This window comes from Nocardioides sp. NBC_00850, assembly GCF_045207335.1.
In the GTDB taxonomy this organism is placed as follows: domain Bacteria; phylum Actinomycetota; class Actinomycetes; order Propionibacteriales; family Nocardioidaceae; genus Nocardioides.
Window position 1 is genome coordinate 5,672,614 of the sequence record NZ_CP108845.1, and the last position, 15,985, is coordinate 5,688,598.

Consider the following 15,985-nt stretch of genomic DNA (forward strand, 5'->3'; position numbering starts at 1 on the left):
CCCGATCAGCCGAGCCGGAAGCCGTAGCCGCGCACCGTGTGCAGCGGCAGGTCCCGACCCAGCTTGCTGCGAAGCGCGGTCACGAAGAAGTCCAGCGACCGCGACTTGCCGACCGCCGGCGTACCCCACACCTGGAGCAGCAGCTCGTCGCGACTCACCGCCTCGCCGGTGCGGGCGATCAGCGCAGCCAGCAGGTCGAACTCCGTCGCGGTCACCGAGACCGGGGACCCACCACGGTGAACGGTGCGCGCGGCGACGTCGACGCTCAGCTCGCCCAACGTGACCACGCGCTCGGCCGGTCGCGGTTCGGCGGAGGCCATCCGGCTCCGCCGAACCAGCGCGTGGACACGCGCGAGCAGCACTGCCCTGCCGACCGGCTTCACCAGGTAGTCGTCGGCGCCGGCACGCAGGCCGAGGACGACAGACCCGTCACTGTCACGGGCCGTGAGCACGAGCACCGGAACCGTCGAGACCCGCCGCACCGTACGCAGGAAGTCGAGTCCGTCCATGTCCGGCAGGCCGAGATCGAGCACCACCAGGTCGGCTCCGGCGATCTGGTGCAGCCCGTCGTCGCCGCGGCTGCAGTGGGTCGGGGTCCACCCCACGTCCTGGAAGGCGTCCACCAACGCCTCCGCAACGCTCGGGTCGTCCTCGACCACCAGAATCCGCACGGAGCAAACCTAACGTGGTGCGGTGATCAGAGCGCGCCGGTGATGACGACGCGGACCTGATGCACTGCCAGTGCCAAGAAGGCGAGTGCGCACAGGCCCATCACGACGTTCGAGGAGATCCGGTTGCGCCATTCGCGCGGCACCCGGTCGGTGTTGAGGATCCACAGGAGAGTGATGGCGAGGAACGGCATGAAGAGCGCCCCGAGCACACCGTAGGCGAGGATCAGATAGACCGGCTGGTCCAGGAACAGGGCGATGATCGGCGGGAACGTCAACCACAGGATGTACGCGCGGTACCAGACGCCGCCGGCCATCCGCTCGGGCGCGTCCTCGGGGGCCTTCCGCACGTGCCCGGCGAAGTCGGCGAACATGAGGCTGACCCCGTGCCACACCCCCACCAGCGAGCTCAGCGCGGCGGAGAGGAAGCCGATCAGGAAGATCGTTCCGGCGGCCGGGCCGTACCGATCCTCGAGGACGTTCCCGATGTCGAGCATCCCCTTGTCGCCGGTGTCGACCGCGATGCCGGCCGAATACAGCAGCTCGGCCCCGACGATGAGCGTGGAGACGACGAAGATTCCGGTCACGATGTACGCGACCGAGTTGTCGATGCGCATCACCCGCATGTACGCCGGGGTCGCCCAGCCCTTCTCACGCAGCCAGTAGCCGTAGGCGGCAAGCGTGATCGTCCCGCCGACACCGCCGGCGACGCTCAGGATGTTGAGCAGCGACCCGTCCGGAATCCGAGGCACCAGGCCGGCGGCGAGTTCGGGCAGGTTCGGCACCGTGAGCGCCGCAGCGGCGACCATCGAGATGAACATCAGCAGCACCATGATGCTGAGCGCCTTCTCGAACAGCCCGTAGCGGCCGGTCCAGACCAGCGCGAGGCCGAAGATGCCGGCGATGATGCCCCAGGCCTTCACCGACAGCACCGGCACCAGGGCGTGGGCGGCGAGCCCGGTGCCGGACATGGCGGCAGCGCCGTACACGAAGCCCCAGATGATGAGGTACGGCCCGAAGTAGGCGTGGGTCCAGCGGCCCAGGCTGCTCCAGCCCTCGTAGATCGTGCGTCCGGTCGCCAGGCTGTAGCGACCGGCCCCCTCCACGAGCACGACCTTCATCAGGCACCCGAGCACGACGGCCCAGAGCAGCGCATAGCCGTACTTGCTGCCCGCGATCATGGTGGCGACCAGGTCGGCGGCGCCGACACCGGTGGCGGCGACGACCAGGCCGGGTCCGATCAAGCGCCAGCGAGGGACGGCCCCTGCGGACTTGTCATCGATGACAGTCATCAGTTGTAACTCCTCGGTCTTCTCCGGGTGGGGTCACCCGGACGCCCGACTATGTGACGGCCGACACAGTCACGTCCACGAGGAGAGGCCCTGAGCGGGCTTTCCTTACACAACCCAATGAAATCTGGCCTCGCCCGCGGCTCACCCGAGCGCCTGGTTGCCGACGACCGTCGCCAGCGCCAGACGCTCGGCGTCCTCGGTGCCGGGTTCGGCGGTGTAGACCATGATCCGCAGGTCCTCGACGGCGACGGTCAGGGTGTCGCAGTCGAGCGCGATCCGGCCGACCGTGGGGTGGTCGATGATCTTGTGTCGCGCCGGTTCGTGTTGCCGGGACGGGTCGGTGCTCTCCCACAGGTCCGCGAAGCGGGGGCTGGCGGCGCGCAGGTCGGCGATGAGCCCCCGCAGCCGCTGGTCCCCGGGGTAGCGGGCCGCGGTGAGGCGCAGGTCGGCGACCAAACCCACCTGCAGCGCCTTCGTCTCCGCCGAGGTGGAGACGGCTCGGCTGCTCTCGAGAACGATGTTGCGCCATACCGCGTTGCGCTCGCGGCCGCGCCAGGTCGTCGTCGCACCCATCAGCGCGTCGTACGCCTCGTTGGCGATCACCAGGTTCCACGCGGCGTCGTAGACCACGACCGGGGTGTGCGCCAGCCGGTCCAGGAGACGCTGCACGCTCGGCGAGACCCGCGAGGAGATCACGTCCCTCCCGGGGGTGACGTGCCCGGCGAGACGGAACAGCACGTCGCGGTCCGCGTCCGGGAGCCGGAGCGCACGGGCGAGTGCCTCGACCACCTGCGCCGACGGCGAGGTCGCCCGGCCCTGCTCGAGCCGGGTCAGGTAGTCGACGGAGATACCCGACAGGTGCGCGACCTCCTCGCGCCGCAGACCGGTCGCCCGGCGACGGCCCCCGGCCGGCAGCCCGACAGTGGCGGGCTCCACGCGATCACGCCAACCGCGCAGCATGCGACCGAACTCCGATGACTCCACCCCACCAGTCTCCGACACTGTGGAGCCGATGTCCTGGCCCTGCCAGTCCTACGAAAACCGGACCGCTTCCTGGACCCGCGTCGCCGGCGCAGCCTGGAGGCATGACCACCACACTGATCACCGGGGCCAACAAGGGCCTCGGCAAAGAGACCGCCCGCCGCCTTCTCGCCGCGGGGCACACCGTCTACATCGGGGCTCGTGACGAGGCCCGTGGCCGGGCCACCGCCGCCGAGCTCGGCGCCCGGTTCGTACGCATCGACGTCACCGACGACGCCTCCGTCACCGCCGCGGCCGAGCAGATCGCCGCCGACGGCGGCCTGGATGTGCTCGTCAACAACGCCGGGGTGGAGCCGCGAATGGCCGACAACGCCATCCCCACCGCCGCCGACGAGAGCGTCGAGGACGTACGGGCCACCTTCGAGACCAACCTGTTCGGCGGGATCCGGGTGACCCATGCCTTCGTGCCGCTGCTGCTGAAGTCGCCGGCACCTGTCATCGTCAACGTCTCCAGCGGCCTCGCCTCACTGGGCATGCTGAGCGATCCCGACGGCTTCACCTACTTCTACCGGGGACTGAGCTATCCGGCGTCCAAGGCCGCCGTCAACGCCGCCACCATCCAGCTCGCCAAGGCCTACCCGAGCATCCGGATCAACGCGGTCGAACCCGGCTTCACCGACACCGACCTCAACGGCCACACCGGCACCCAGAGCGTCCAGGAAGGTGCCGAGATCATCGTCCGGATGGCGCAGGTCGGCCCGGACGGCCCGACCGGAACATTCGTCTCCGGCCACGGCCCGCTCCCCTACTGAGCGTCGAGCAGCGGCAGTACGTCGGCGATGGAGGAGACCACGCGGGTCGGCCGGAACGGGAAGGTCTCGACCTGCTCGGGCCTGGTCGACCCGGTCTCGACGAGGATGGTGCGCATCCCGGCCTCGAGGCCACTGATGATGTCGGTGTCCATCCGGTCGCCGATCATCACGGTCGTCTCGGAGTGGGCCTCGAGCTGGTTGAGGGCGCTGCGCATCATCAGCGGGTTGGGCTTGCCGATGAAGTAGGGCGCCCGGTTGGTCGCGGCGCTGATCAGCGCGGCGACGGAGCCCGTCGCGGGCAGCGTGCCCTGCGGGCTCGGCCCGCTCGGGTCGGGGTTGGTCGCGATGAACCGCGCGCCGCCCTCGATCAGCCGGATCGCCCGGGTGATCGCCTCGAACGAGTAGGTGCGGGTCTCGCCGAGCACGACGTAGTCAGGGTCGTTCTCCGTCATCACGTAGCCGACCGCGTGCAGCGCGGTCGTCAGACCGGCCTCGCCGACGACGTACGCCGATCCATCCGGTCGCTGGTCGGCGAGGAACTGCGCGGTCGCGAGCGCCGAGGTCCAGATCGACTTCTCCGGGACGTCGAGGCCGGACCGGAGCAGCCGGACCCGGAGGTCCCGTGGGGTGTAGATCGAGTTGTTGGTCAGCACCATGAACGGCACCGACGCCTCGGTGAGCTTCGCCAGGAACTCGGCGGCGCCGGGGATCGGCTCCTCCTCGCGCACGAGGACGCCGTCCATGTCGGTCAGCCATGTCTTGATGGGGCGCTCGTCGATCACGGAGACATCCTCGCCGATCGCGGGCCAACCGCCAACCGTCGTCGCTGACTACTACTTTCTCCACCGGTCAATAGTCCTTTCGGCCACCCCGCAAATGGTCTTCGGCCGGATGTTCCCGACGTCCGATCAGCGAAGACTGACACCGTCCCAGCACCATCCTCGGGAGGAAGAAATGAAACGCATCTCAGTCCCGCTCGCGGTCGCCGTCGTCTCGCTGGCGGCCACACTGGCCCCAGTGGTCTCGCCGGCGGGTCCGGCCGCGGCGCAGGCCGCACCACCGGACACCATCAAGTGGGACAAGTGCCCCGCCGAGGTCTCTCCGGTTCCGATCCCGGAAGGGATGCAGTGCGGGACCCTGAAGGTCCCCCTGGACTACAGCAACCCGGACGGGCGGACGATCGACATCGCGGTCTCGCGGCTGGCGAGCACGAAGCCCGACAAGCGACGCGGCATTCTGGTGACCAACCCAGGCGGTCCCGCCGCGGGCGAGGGCTACCCAGCGATGCTCGTCGCGACCGGGCTCCCGCAGGGCGTCCTGGACAGCTACGACGTGATCGGCTTCGACCCGCGCGGGATCGGCCGCAGCACGCCGGTGACGTGCGACCTCACCGCGGAGCAGCAGCTGACCGGGAACATCCCGCCGTACGCGCTCGACGCCGCCGACGTGACCGAGCGGGCGGCCATGAGCAAGCAGATCGCCCAGCAGTGCGAGACGTCCAAGACATCCTGGATGCTGCCGCACGTCAGCCCGGCCAACACCGCCCGCGACATGGATCGGATCCGGGCCGCGCTGGGCGAGTCGAAACTGTCGTACGCCGGCGCTTCGTGGGGGACCCACCTCGGCGCGGTCTACACAACCCTGTTCCCCCAGCGCAGCGACCGGGTCGTCCTCGACAGCAACATGGGTCCGGGTGGCTGGGACTACGCGGGCGACCGGCTGTGGTCGCAGGGCGTCGAGGACACCTTTCCGGCCTTCGCGAAGTTCGCTGCGGCGAACCACCGCGAGTACGGCCTGGGCAAGACACCGGCACAGGTACGAGCGAAGTTCTTCGAGCTCGCCGAGCGGCTGGAGAAGAAGCCGATCCCGACGCCGGACGGCCCCTTCGACCACGTCTCGTTCCGGCTGATCAACTTCGGTCTGCTGTACGCGCCGACCCAGCTGCCGCTGCTGGCGGACATCTGGCAGGCGGTCGACGCGAACCAGCCGCCGCCACCCCTGCCCGGAGGCGGCGCCGTGACCGACGTGGACAACCTCATCTCCGGTCGCTACTACATGATCTGCAACGACGCGCGCTGGCCGTCGTCGGTGGCGACCTACCAGCGCAACGTCGCCGTCGACCGGATCAGGTACCCGCTGTTCGGTGCGGCCGGAGCCAACATCACGCCGTGCGCGTACTGGCCGGATCCCGCCGAACCGCAGGTCCGGATCACCGATCAGGGCCCGTCCAACCTACTGATGGTGCAGAACCTTCGCGACCCGGCGACACCGCTCGCCGGTGCGCGGAAGATGCGGGCGGCATTGGGCAAGCGGGCCACCATGGTGACTGCCGACCAGAGCGGCCACGGCGTCTACCCGGGCGGCAGGAACCGCTGTGCGAACCACGTGGTGACGACCTATCTGACCACGGGTGAGCGGCCGTTGCGCGACTACCACTGCTCGGCCGACGCCGCACCCCGCGCCGCGACACCCTTCACCGGCTAGCCGGCCAGGTCTCCGCGCGGCCAGCCACTAGATTGGCCGCGTGGAGACCATCGACTGCGAGCCGGTGCTGAACCGGCCGACCACGGCCGAGGTCGAGGCGGCGCAGGGCGACGGCCGCTGGGACAACCCCTGGACCTGACCCTCAGCTGCGCTCGAGCCTCTTCCTCAGCCCGTTGGTCATCGAGCCGACCGCGAGCGAGAGCACAGCCCGGACGATGGGTGCCGTGGGCCCGGATGCCTTCGCCACCTCGAGGGCAACGGTCCAGGTCAGCCGCGAGCCGGTCGGGGTCGACTCGACGACGTAGTCCTCCGCGAAGCGGCGGATGCCGGGGCGGTTCGATTCGGCGACCGCGAAGGTCATCCGCTCGTTCTCGTCCCAGCGGTAGAACTTCTCCCGCACCGTGGCCACACCGCCCATGGTGACCTCTCGCACCGTACCGACGCCGTACGGTCGCGGGCCGACCCACCGCGTCTTCGTGGCACCAGGCCCCCAGGAGACCACGGCGTCGTCTGCGGCCAGCGCCTCCCACAACGTCTCGACCGGCACGTCGACATCGAGCACCTTGGTGGTGACCGTTCGTGCGGTCCGCAGGAAGTCGTCGTCGGCGGGGTCGAGGGGGTACCAGCGGGTCATGTGGCCAACCTTTGTGAGCTCGAGGAGGGGACGAGGACATCTTCGTCGACACAGGATCGCAGGAACGTCGCGGCGCGGCGAAGCGCTCGGCGAGCTTCGGGCACCAGGCGATACATCGTGACGTAGGAGTGGATCTGGCCCCGCGAGACGATCAGCTTGTTGGGCACGCCGGCGCGGGTGAGCCGCTCATGCAGCCGCTCGGAGTCTCCGGCGAAGCACTCCGTGCCCCCGACGTGGGTCTGGATCGGCGGGAAGGTACGCAGCAGCCCGATGCTCACGGTGAGTGGTGACAGGCACGGATCGTGGAAGTCGCCACCAGGATGGAAGGCCTCCGCACAGCGCGCCGCGAACGTCGGTGTCAGGACCGGGTCGTGGTGCCGGGCATCGCGGCGTACCGCCTCGGTCAGCGCCGGGTCGAGCAGCGGTGAGAAGAGCGTCACGCCTGCCGGCAGGTCGCGTCCACACCGGGCGAGCGTCGTCAGTAGGCCGAGGGCGAGGTGGCCGCCGGCTGAGTCGCCCGCCACCACGATCCGCTCCGGCGGGTGGCCCTGCGCCAGTAGCCAGTCGTACGCCGCCACGGCGTCGTCGAGCGCGGCGGGGTAGACGTGCTCGGGAGCGCGCCGATAACCGACCGCCAGCACCGGCAGCGCGCTCAGCGCCGAGAGCGGCTCGGTGACACACCGGTAGGACCGTGGGGAGGACGCCACGTAGCCCCCACCGTGGAAGTAGATGATCACGCCGTCGTCGCCGGTCTTGGCGTTGCGGGCGCGCACCCACTCACCCTCGAAGCGCGGGGTCCGGACCTGATCGATTCGTGCCGTGGTCGGCCAGCCCGCCAGGACGCCACCGACCGCGATCACACCGCGCAGATAGCGCAGCTGCAGTCCCTCGAGGCGCAGGCGGTCGACCTGTGGACGCACCGCGAGCCGGGCACCAGCCACCAGCACGCGGCTCGTGGCACTCGGACCGAGCAGCTTCAGGTAGCGGATCACCCCCGTGTCTCCGTACGGGCCTCGAGGTCGCGCACCATCTCGTGCACCCGGCGGTCGCGGGCCAGCACCCGGTCGGCGCCGGCGTTGAGCACGCCGCGGAGCAGGGAGTAGGGAACCCACCGGGCGGGGGCGACGGTGGCGCCTGCCCGGTCGGCGATCCCCTCGGCGATCGACTCGGCCGCGGCGTCCGCGGAGATGCGGTGGTTCAAGGGCCAGCCGAGCAGTTCGTCGAGGCGGCGTCCGATGGGGTCGTCATCGAGAGTTGCGGTGGCCAAGGGTGTGTCGACGAAGCCGAAGTAGGCGACGCCAGCACTCGCCCCGTGGGGCGCCAGCTCGAGCTTGAGGGCCCGGCCGATCTGCTCGGCGGCGGCCTTGCTCGACATGTAGCCGACGCCACCGACCCCGGGCGAGAAAGCGGCACAGGAGGCCACCACGACAACGTGCCCCTTCGCCCCGATCACCGCGTCCAGCGCAGGCTGCACGGTGTTGAGCACACCGGTCTGGTTGATCGCGACCACCCGGTCGTAGTCAGCCAGGTCCATCGTGCGGATCGTGGCCGGCGGAGGCGTCACACCGGCGTTGGCCACCACGACATCGAGCTGCCCGTAGCGCTCGAGGGTCCGAGCCACGACGCCGGCCATGGCGGCACGGTCGGTGACGTCGGCGACGACGGTGAGGACCCGCTCGGCGTTGAGGCTGGATGCGACCACCTCGAGCCCGGACTCGTTCAGGTCGACCAGCGCCAGCCGGGCGCCCTGGTCGTGCAGCCGCCGGGCCAGGGCCAGGCCGATGCCCTGCCCGGCTCCGGTGATCAGCACGACCCGGTCGCGTACGTCGTACTTCTTGCCGAACCGGCCGCTCATGCCCGGATCCCCTCCTTCACGACGCGTCGAACGGCGTAGTGGCCGAGGTCGACCTTGCTGGTACGGGCGCGGAAGCCCGCCGAGAAGCCCGGGTAGTGGGTGAAGTTCCGGCCGGCCGAGCTCAGGTAGTAGCTGCGGCAGCCGCCGGTGAGGAAGACCGACCTGCTCAACCCCTTGTCGACCCACTCGAGGAACTCGTCCTGGGCCTCGGCGGTCACCTCGAGCGAGGCCAGACCAGCGTTCTCCATCTCGTCGAGCGCCTCGATGATGTAGTGCACCTGGTCCTCGATGGTGATCACCGCCGAGGTGTAGACGCCGGAGTTGGGGCCGAGGATCAGGAAGAGGTTCGGGAAGTCGTGCACAGCCGTGCCGAGGTAGGCGGCCATCTCCCCGTCCCGCCATACGTCGCCGATGCTGGCGCCGCCGCGGCCGTGGATCAGGTCGAAACCCGGGTGGTCGGTCATCCGGAAGCCGGTGCCGAGGATGATCGTGTCGAGCTCGTGCTCGGTGCCGTCGGCGGTCACGACGCCGCGCTCGGTGATCTCGACGATGCCGTCGGTGACCACAGTGGCGTTGTCGGCGGTGAGCGCCGGGTAGTAGGCGTTGGAGAAGGTCGGCCGCTTGCAGCCCACGGCGTACGTCGGCGTCAGCCTCCTGCGAAGCTCAGGGTCCTTGACCTGCCTCCTGAGCAACGCACGCCCCATCAGCTCGAGCGGCTTCTGCAGCCTCGGCTCATGGATGAACCCCGGCACCAGCGCCTCGAAGGTGAGCTCCCATGCCTTGCGTGCCGCCTTCTGCGCGCCCGGCACGCGGCGGTAGAGCGCGCGGGTCACCGTGCCGACCGGTCGATCGGGGTGCGGCAGGATCCACGTGGGCGTGCGCTGGAAGACGGTCAGGTGGCCGACCTCCGGCTGCACCCGAGGGATGAACTGCACCGCGGAGGCGCCGGTGCCGATCACCCCGACCCGCTCACCGCGTAGATCGTGGTCGTGGTTCCAGCCCTGGGAGTGGAACACGGTGCCGGCGAACGTGTCGAGGCCGGGGATGTCGGGCACCGCCGGTGAGCTGAACGGGCCGATCGCACCGACCAGGACCTGTGCGGTCAGGTCGCCCGTACTCGTGGCGATGCGCCACAGCTGGACGTCGTCGTCCCACGAGGCGTCGGTCACCTCGGTGCGGAAGCGCACGTGCGGCAGCACGTCGTGTTCGACCGCGCACCTGTGCATGTAGTCCTTCAGCTCGGACTGCAGCGGGTAGAGCCGGCTCCAGTCAGGGTTGGGCGCGAAGGAGTAGGAGTAGATCAGCGACGGTACGTCGCACTGGGCGCCCGGATAGTCGTTGATCTGCCAGGTGCCGCCGACCGCGTCGGCGCGTTCGAGCACGACGAAGTCGTCGATGCCTTCCTGCTTCAGGCGAATGGCGGTGCCCAGGCCCCCGAAGCCCGCGCCGATGACGGCGACCCTCACGTGTTGACTCATCTCAGATCCTCCGGGTCACAGGTCGATGGTGAGGCTGTCGCCGGCGGCGCGCGAGACGCAGATCAGCATGGAGTCGTCGCGCTCCGAAGGCCGCAGCTTGGTGTCCCGGTGCTCGACTTCTCCGTCGAGGACGGCGTGCTTGCACGTGCCGCAGAAGCCCTGCTGGCACGAATAGCGGACGCCCGGCACCTCGCGGCGGATCGCAGCCAACGCGGACTCGTCGGCGCCCACCGGCACGGTCACGCCCGTGCGTTCGAGGTGCACCTCGAACGCACGACCACCCACGACGGGCGGCGCGGAGAACCGCTCGCTGTGCAGGGAGCCGGTCGGGTTCAGCGTCGGTTGCAGGGCACGGGCGGCATCGATCAGCGCCGGAGGACCGCACACGTAGATCGCGGCTCCCTCCTCGGCCCGACCCAGCAGGTCTGCCGCATCGGAGACACCGAACTCGTCGTCGGGCCGGAGCTCGAGCCGGCCGCCCTCGAGCACCTGCAGCTCGGAGACGAACGGCATCGTGGCGAGCGAGCGACCGAGGTACACCATCGTCCAGCGCGCGCCACGACGCGACGCCTCGCGCACCATCGGCAGGATCGGGGTGATGCCGATGCCGCCCGCGACGAACAGGTAGGACTCGACATCGATGAACGGGAACGCGTTCCGCGGCCCGCGCACCGTCAGCAGATCGCCCTGCGAGATCTCGCGGTGCATGGCCAGCGATCCGCCACCGCCGTCGTCGATGCGGCGTACGGCGATGCGGTAGCTGGTGAGGTCGGACGGGTCGCCGCAGAGGGAGTACTGCCGCTGGATTCCCGAAGGCAGGAAGACATCGAGATGGGCACCAGGCACCCAGGCCGGCAGTGGATCGCCGTCTGGGCGGCGCAACGTGAAGCTGACCACGTCATCGACCTCACGCGCGGTCGAATCGACCACGAGGTCGAGATCGAAGCCGGTGCGGCGTACGGGCCGCGACCTCGAGAGGTACGGCGCGGCAGGGCTGGCCGCGAACAGGGCGGAGTAGGCCTGCGCCCCTCTGGCCAGGGCCCGGAGCCTGGGTGAGGGCTCGCTGGATCGCTGTGGCGTCAATGTCGCCGCCATCAGAGACCACTCGCCGCCGGCGACTGCGCGAGGTAGCGCACCGCCTTGTCGATCGGGCCCATCTGGGAGGGATGGAAGCCCGGGCGGAGGTATTGCGGGATCTCCTTGATGATGAACTTCAGGCCGGGGATGAGGCCCTTGCGAGTGTCCTTGACGAACTCGATCGGCCAGGTCCAGCGGGGGCGGGTGACCGACGGGTCGTTGGCGTACATCCACGACGACGTGTAGAGCCACAGCATGAGCAGGCCGGCCGAGGCGAGCAGTGCGGTGCGAACCCGGCGCGCGTAGCTGCCATCGACGTACTGGAACACGTCGAAGGCGACGTTGCGGTGCTCCATCTCCTCGGCGCCGTGCCAGCGCAGCAGGTCGAGCATCGTCGGGTCCACGCCGATCTCGTCGAAGCGCTCGTTGTCGAGCAACCACTCGCCGACCGTGGCCGTGAAGTGTTCGGCGGCGGCGTAGATACCCAGGCGCTCGTGGAACCAGGCCTCGCCGGCGCGGCCCTTCAGGCCGTGGTCGCCGAAGACCTGGTCCATCAGGAACTCCATCAGCCGCATGATCTCGGGGATGTCGAAGCCCTTCTCCTCCAGGTAGATCCGGAACGACTCGTGCGAGCTGGCATGGGTCTCCTCCTGGCCGATGAAGCCGACGAGCTCCTCGGCCAGGCGCGGGTCCTCGATCTGCGGCAGCGCGCGACCGAGCACGTCGGCCATGGCGCGCTCGCCCTCGGGCAGCACGAGGTGCATGACGTTCCAGAAGTGCGTGGCATAGGGGCGGCCGGGGATGTACTCGGTGGGCACGTCCGTCCAGTCGAAGGAGACGTCGCGGGCGTGGATCGCCAGCGCCTCGTCTGAGTACTCGTGCTGCGTGGTTGCCATCGTCTTCCCTTCCTGGTCAACGGGTCGCCCGACTGTAACAAAGCAACACTTATTGTTGCAATGATGCAGACGTGATCACGTTATGCTCATCGACATGAAGGACGCTCTGAGCCGTGCGGTGAACGCGGTCGCCGACTCCCCCGGTCTTGACGAGGCCGCACGACGGTCACCGGAGACCCAGCGCATCCTCGACGCCGCGCTCAATCAGTTCGCGGAGTTCGGCATCAAGCGCACGACCATCGGCGACATCGCGCGCGCTGCCGGCATCGACCGGGTCACCATCTACCGCCGGGTCGGCAACAAGGACGCCGTGATCCAGGCCGTGGTCACTCGCGAGGCCATCCGCCTCTTCGAGTTGGTCACCACCACAGCCCGCCGCGGCACCACCATCGAGGAGCGCGTCGAGCTCGGGTTCACCTCGATGATGGAGGAGGTACGCGGCAACGCCATGCTCGCGCGGATGCTGCAGGTCGAGCCCGAGACGGTGCTGCTCCAGCTCACCACCGAGGGCGGCCTGCTGGTCACCGGCGCGACGACGGCCACGCTGGGTTTCTTCGGCGAAGCCGTCGAGGACGGCCTCCTCGAGACGACCGACGGCATGGATGCCAGTGCCGAGCTGCTGGTGCGCATCGTGCACTCCTACATGCTCACGCCCCGGGCTCTGATCGACCTCGACAGCCACCAGAAGCTCCGCGACTTCGCGCGTACGCATCTCGTGCCGATGGTGCTGCGCGCGGTGCCCCAACGCTGATTGGCTCGGCGGTCAGCGCCCGTGACGGACGCTGAGCACCTTCTTCATCAGTGGCATGACGTGGCTCGCCCGGCGCAGCGTGATCAGCTCGAAGCCCGGCAGCGCGAACTTCTGGCGTACGACGCCGCGCGGCCGCGCGAACTCCCGCAGCCCGTCAGCGCCGTGCACCCGCCCGAAGCCGCTGGCGCCCACACCGCCCATCGGCACGGCCCCCATGCCGGCGAAGGCGATCACGGAGTTGACGGTGACCTGGCCGGCACGCAACCGATCGGCGATCTCGTCACCCTGGGCACGGGAGAACACCGAGGCGCTCAGGGCGTAGTCGTGGTCGTTGGCCAAGGTGATCGCCTCGGCGACGTCGGTGCACCGGCGCAACGTGACGGTCGGCCCGAACGTCTCCTCGCGCACCGCGGCCGCGTCCTCCGGGAGGTCGGTGATCACGATCGGCTCGATCAGCCGGTCACCGATCGACTCGGGTCCTCCCCTGAGGAACGTCGCCCCGCGCGCGACGGCGTCGGCCACATGACGGCGTACGACGTCGACCTGAGCCGGCATCGTCATCGGACCGTAGGTGGCGCCCGCGTCCGACCCAGGACGGACCTCGTCGAGCTCGCGCAGCAGCGCCGACTCGAACTCATCGGCCACCTCGTCGACGACATAGACGCGCTCGACACCGACGCAGGTCTGCCCCGAGTTGGTGAAGGCACCCCACGCAACGGCCCGGGCCGCTGCGGCGACGTCGGCGTCGGCAGCGACGATCACCGGGTCCTTGCCGCCACACTCGAGGACGACCGGGGTGAGCGTCTCGGCGCACTGGGCCATCACCCGCTTGCCGGTGCGGGTCGACCCGGTGAAGCCGATCTTGTCGACGCCGGCGTTGCACAGGGCGGCGCCGCTCTCACCGAAGCCGGTGACCAGCGACAGCACGCCCTCGGGCGCGTCCGGGTTGGCCGCGGCGAACGCGTCGACGTACCACCGGCTCACGGCGGGCGTGAACTCGCTCGGCTTCAGGACCACCGTGTTGCCGGCCGCGAGGGCGAACGACACGGCGCTGTTCGGAGCGTAGAGGGGGTAGTTCCACGGCCCGATCACGCCGACGACACCGAGCGGGTCATAGTCGACGCGGGCACCGTAGTTGGAGAACAGTGGACCCGGGCTGACCTTGTGCGAACGCAACACCCTGCCGGCGTTCCGGGCCGCCCAGTGCAGGTGCTCGACGGTGAGCACGACCTCGAGCACGGCGTCGTCGAGAGGCTTGCCGTTCTCGCGGTGGAGCAGATCGGCGATCTCGTCGACGCGGCGCCAGATGTGCTTGCGCCATGCGGCCAGGCGCGCGGCACGACCGTCGAAGCCCAGGTCACGCCACCACGTCGAGGCGGCGCGAGCCGTCGCGACCACGGCACGCACCTCGTCCTCGCCCATCACCGGGAAGCTGGCGACCAGCGCACCGTCTTCCGGGGAGAGGGAGTCGAGACTCACGCGCCGGCCAAGTCGTTGGCCGGCGCGGTGGATCGGGCGTAGGCGTCGCGCAGCTCGCGCTTGAGCACCTTGCCCGCACCACTGATCGGCAGCTCGCCGACGAACTCGAAGCTGCGCGGCGTCTTGTAGCCGGCGATGTGGTCGCGGGAGTGCGCCTTCAGCTCCTCGGCGGTCACCGTCTTGTCGGCAGCGAGGACGACGCAGGCATGCACGCGCTCGCCGAACTTCTCGTCGGGCAGGCCGATGACGGCCACCGCGGCGACGGCGGGGTGCTTGCTCAGGGCGCTCTCGACCTCGGCGGAGTAGACGTTCTCACCGCCCGTCACGATCATGTCCTTGATCCGGTCGACGACATAGACGAAGCCCTCCTCGTCGATGAAGCCACCGTCACCGGTGCGATACCAGCCGTCGCGCAGCACGGCGGCGGTCTCCTCGGGCTTGTTCCAGTAGCCCTTCATGACGTGCCCGCCGCGTACGCAGATCTCGCCGACCTCGCCGGTCGCGAGGTCCTTGCCGTCGGCGTCGACGACCTTGATCTCGGAGTGCGGGGCCGCACACCCACCGGACCGGAGGTACTGGTCGTGGTGGTCCTGCGGCAGCAGCAGCGTCGCCACCGGTGCGACCTCCGTCATGCCGTACGCCTGGGTCATCCTGATACCCGGGAATGCGTCCATGGTGCGCTTGAGGACACCTTCGGAGATCACCGAGCCGCCGTAGAGCATGCGGTTCAACGACGACAGGTCGTATTCGGGAAGCCCGGGGTGGTCGACCAGCATCTGGATCATCGTCGGCACGAGCAGGACGTCGGTCACCTTGTGCGTCTGTACGGCCCCGAGCACAGCCGCGGGCTCGAAGAACGGCACCATCACGTGCGTCCCACCGAGGGCAACCTGTCCGGCCCACGCCGCGAGGTCGGCGAGGTGGAACATCGGTGCCGCGTGCAGGAAGATCGCGCCCTGACCGAGGAGCTCACCGCTGGCCACGGTGCCCAGCGCCGACGTGGTCAGGTTGGCCTGGGTGAGCATGACGCCCTTGGGAAAACCGGTCGTGCCACCGGTGTAGAAGATCCCGGCCAGGTCCTCCCCGGAGCGGCGGGCATCCTCGACGGGCTCGTTCTCGGCCACCAGGGCCTCGTAGGAGACCATGCCCTCCGGGAGCGGGCCGTCGCCGCAGTGCACGAGCGTGGTGAGCTCGGGGCACTGGGCGGTCAGCACCGGCGCCATCGGAGCGAAGGCGTCATCGATCAGCAGAACCGTGGTGCCGGAGTCCTTGAGCGAGTAGGCGATCTCGGCCGGGCTCCACCGGATGTTGATCGGGTTGACCACACCTCCGGCCCACGGGACGGCGAGCAGGTACTCGGCGTACCGGTCGCTGTTGAGCGACAGCATGGCGACTCGGTCGTCGGCGACCACACCGAGCGAGTGCAGGCCGGCGGCGAAGCGAGCGATCCGGTCGCCGTGCTCGGCGAAGGTCCGGGTGCGCTCGCCGTAGATCGTCGCCGTCTTGTTCGGGGTGGCCTGGATCGCGCGGTGCAGTCCCTGGGTGAGGTACATGTCGTCTCCTGCTGAAGTGGTGGGT

General features: G+C 69.5%; 15 protein-coding genes. 3 read left to right on the forward strand and 12 right to left on the reverse strand.

Annotated features, from left to right (window positions below):
* Positions 1-5 precede the first annotated feature (5 nt).
* The 3 genes from OH802_RS27535 to OH802_RS27545 form a co-directional block, all read right to left on the reverse strand.
* Positions 6-671, reverse strand: a complete 666-nt coding sequence (locus tag OH802_RS27535; protein ID WP_406023555.1) for a response regulator transcription factor — start codon at positions 669-671, stop codon at positions 6-8.
* 26 nt (positions 672-697) lie between these two features.
* Entirely contained in the window at positions 698-1,960 is a 1,263-nt protein-coding gene (locus OH802_RS27540) for an Nramp family divalent metal transporter (RefSeq protein ID WP_406023556.1), read from the reverse strand.
* A 141-nt stretch (positions 1,961-2,101) separates the two neighbouring features.
* Positions 2,102-2,944 carry a helix-turn-helix transcriptional regulator gene (locus OH802_RS27545; protein WP_406023557.1) on the reverse strand — a complete coding sequence of 281 codons (843 nt, stop codon included), beginning with the start codon at positions 2,942-2,944 and terminating at the stop codon, positions 2,102-2,104.
* Positions 2,945-3,045: 101 nt separating this feature from the next.
* Here OH802_RS27545 and OH802_RS27550 point away from each other — a divergent pair, with 101 nt between their 5' ends.
* Positions 3,046-3,753 (forward strand): SDR family NAD(P)-dependent oxidoreductase, encoded by a 708-nt coding sequence (locus OH802_RS27550; protein WP_406023558.1) that lies wholly within the window; start codon positions 3,046-3,048, stop codon positions 3,751-3,753.
* Here OH802_RS27550 and OH802_RS27555 read toward each other — a convergent pair.
* Entirely contained in the window at positions 3,747-4,496 is a 750-nt protein-coding gene (locus OH802_RS27555) for an HAD-IIA family hydrolase (protein ID WP_406029420.1), read from the reverse strand. The genes OH802_RS27550 and OH802_RS27555 overlap by 7 nt on opposite strands.
* A 211-nt stretch (positions 4,497-4,707) precedes the next feature.
* On the opposite strand from OH802_RS27555, the gene OH802_RS27560 reads away from it, so the two are divergent.
* Complete coding sequence (locus tag OH802_RS27560; protein ID WP_406023559.1) at positions 4,708-6,237, forward strand: alpha/beta hydrolase; 1,530 nt, start codon at positions 4,708-4,710, stop codon at positions 6,235-6,237.
* 142 nt (positions 6,238-6,379) lie between these two features.
* On the opposite strand, the gene OH802_RS27565 is transcribed toward OH802_RS27560, so the two are convergent.
* From OH802_RS27565 to OH802_RS27590, 6 genes are read right to left on the reverse strand one after another with little or no spacing between them, the layout of a single operon-like run.
* Positions 6,380-6,871 carry an SRPBCC family protein gene (locus tag OH802_RS27565; RefSeq protein ID WP_406023560.1) on the reverse strand — a complete coding sequence of 164 codons (492 nt, stop codon included), beginning with the start codon at positions 6,869-6,871 and terminating at the stop codon, positions 6,380-6,382.
* Complete coding sequence (locus OH802_RS27570; protein WP_406023561.1) at positions 6,868-7,863, reverse strand: alpha/beta hydrolase; 996 nt, start codon at positions 7,861-7,863, stop codon at positions 6,868-6,870. Before OH802_RS27570 ends, OH802_RS27565 begins: the two co-directional genes overlap by 4 nt.
* Positions 7,860-8,726, reverse strand: coding sequence for a short-chain dehydrogenase/reductase (locus OH802_RS27575; protein ID WP_406023562.1), 867 nt, complete (start codon positions 8,724-8,726; stop codon positions 7,860-7,862). Before OH802_RS27575 ends, OH802_RS27570 begins: the two co-directional genes overlap by 4 nt.
* On the reverse strand, positions 8,723-10,204 hold the full coding sequence (locus OH802_RS27580) for a flavin-containing monooxygenase (protein WP_406023563.1): 1,482 nt from the start codon (positions 10,202-10,204) through the stop codon (positions 8,723-8,725). Before OH802_RS27580 ends, OH802_RS27575 begins: the two co-directional genes overlap by 4 nt.
* 15 nt (positions 10,205-10,219) lie before the next feature.
* Positions 10,220-11,287 (reverse strand): PDR/VanB family oxidoreductase, encoded by a 1,068-nt coding sequence (locus tag OH802_RS27585; RefSeq protein WP_406023564.1) that lies wholly within the window; start codon positions 11,285-11,287, stop codon positions 10,220-10,222.
* Between the two features lie 11 nt (positions 11,288-11,298).
* Positions 11,299-12,177 (reverse strand): metal-dependent hydrolase, encoded by an 879-nt coding sequence (locus OH802_RS27590; RefSeq protein WP_406023565.1) that lies wholly within the window; start codon positions 12,175-12,177, stop codon positions 11,299-11,301.
* A gap of 94 nt (positions 12,178-12,271) precedes the next feature.
* Here OH802_RS27590 and OH802_RS27595 point away from each other — a divergent pair, with 94 nt between their 5' ends.
* A complete protein-coding gene (locus tag OH802_RS27595) occupies positions 12,272-12,928 on the forward strand; it encodes a TetR/AcrR family transcriptional regulator (RefSeq protein WP_406023566.1) in 657 nt (218 codons plus the stop codon).
* A gap of 12 nt (positions 12,929-12,940) precedes the next feature.
* Here the strand turns inward: OH802_RS27595 and OH802_RS27600 are convergent, their stop codons facing one another.
* Complete coding sequence (locus tag OH802_RS27600) at positions 12,941-14,407, reverse strand: aldehyde dehydrogenase family protein (RefSeq protein WP_406023567.1); 1,467 nt, start codon at positions 14,405-14,407, stop codon at positions 12,941-12,943.
* A complete protein-coding gene (locus OH802_RS27605) occupies positions 14,404-15,960 on the reverse strand; it encodes an acyl-CoA synthetase (protein ID WP_406023568.1) in 1,557 nt (518 codons plus the stop codon). Before OH802_RS27605 ends, OH802_RS27600 begins: the two co-directional genes overlap by 4 nt.
* Positions 15,961-15,985: the final 25 nt, after the last annotated feature.

Excerpts from the sequence above, each read along its gene's own strand:
- OH802_RS27555 (WP_406029420.1), bottom strand. The coding sequence starts at position 4,496 with ATGGACGGCGTCCTCGTGCGCGAGGAGGAGCCGATCCCCGGCGCCGCC.
- OH802_RS27590 (WP_406023565.1), bottom strand. The coding sequence starts at position 12,177 with ATGGCAACCACGCAGCACGAGTACTCAGACGAGGCGCTGGCGATCCAC.
- OH802_RS27565 (WP_406023560.1), bottom strand. The coding sequence starts at position 6,871 with ATGACCCGCTGGTACCCCCTCGACCCCGCCGACGACGACTTCCTGCGG.
- OH802_RS27605 (WP_406023568.1), bottom strand. The coding sequence starts at position 15,960 with ATGTACCTCACCCAGGGACTGCACCGCGCGATCCAGGCCACCCCGAAC.
- OH802_RS27540 (WP_406023556.1), bottom strand. The coding sequence starts at position 1,960 with ATGACTGTCATCGATGACAAGTCCGCAGGGGCCGTCCCTCGCTGGCGC.
- OH802_RS27550 (WP_406023558.1), top strand. The coding sequence starts at position 3,046 with ATGACCACCACACTGATCACCGGGGCCAACAAGGGCCTCGGCAAAGAG.
- OH802_RS27595 (WP_406023566.1), top strand. The coding sequence starts at position 12,272 with ATGAAGGACGCTCTGAGCCGTGCGGTGAACGCGGTCGCCGACTCCCCC.
- OH802_RS27575 (WP_406023562.1), bottom strand. The coding sequence starts at position 8,726 with ATGAGCGGCCGGTTCGGCAAGAAGTACGACGTACGCGACCGGGTCGTG.
- OH802_RS27560 (WP_406023559.1), top strand. The coding sequence starts at position 4,708 with ATGAAACGCATCTCAGTCCCGCTCGCGGTCGCCGTCGTCTCGCTGGCG.
- OH802_RS27580 (WP_406023563.1), bottom strand. The coding sequence starts at position 10,204 with ATGAGTCAACACGTGAGGGTCGCCGTCATCGGCGCGGGCTTCGGGGGC.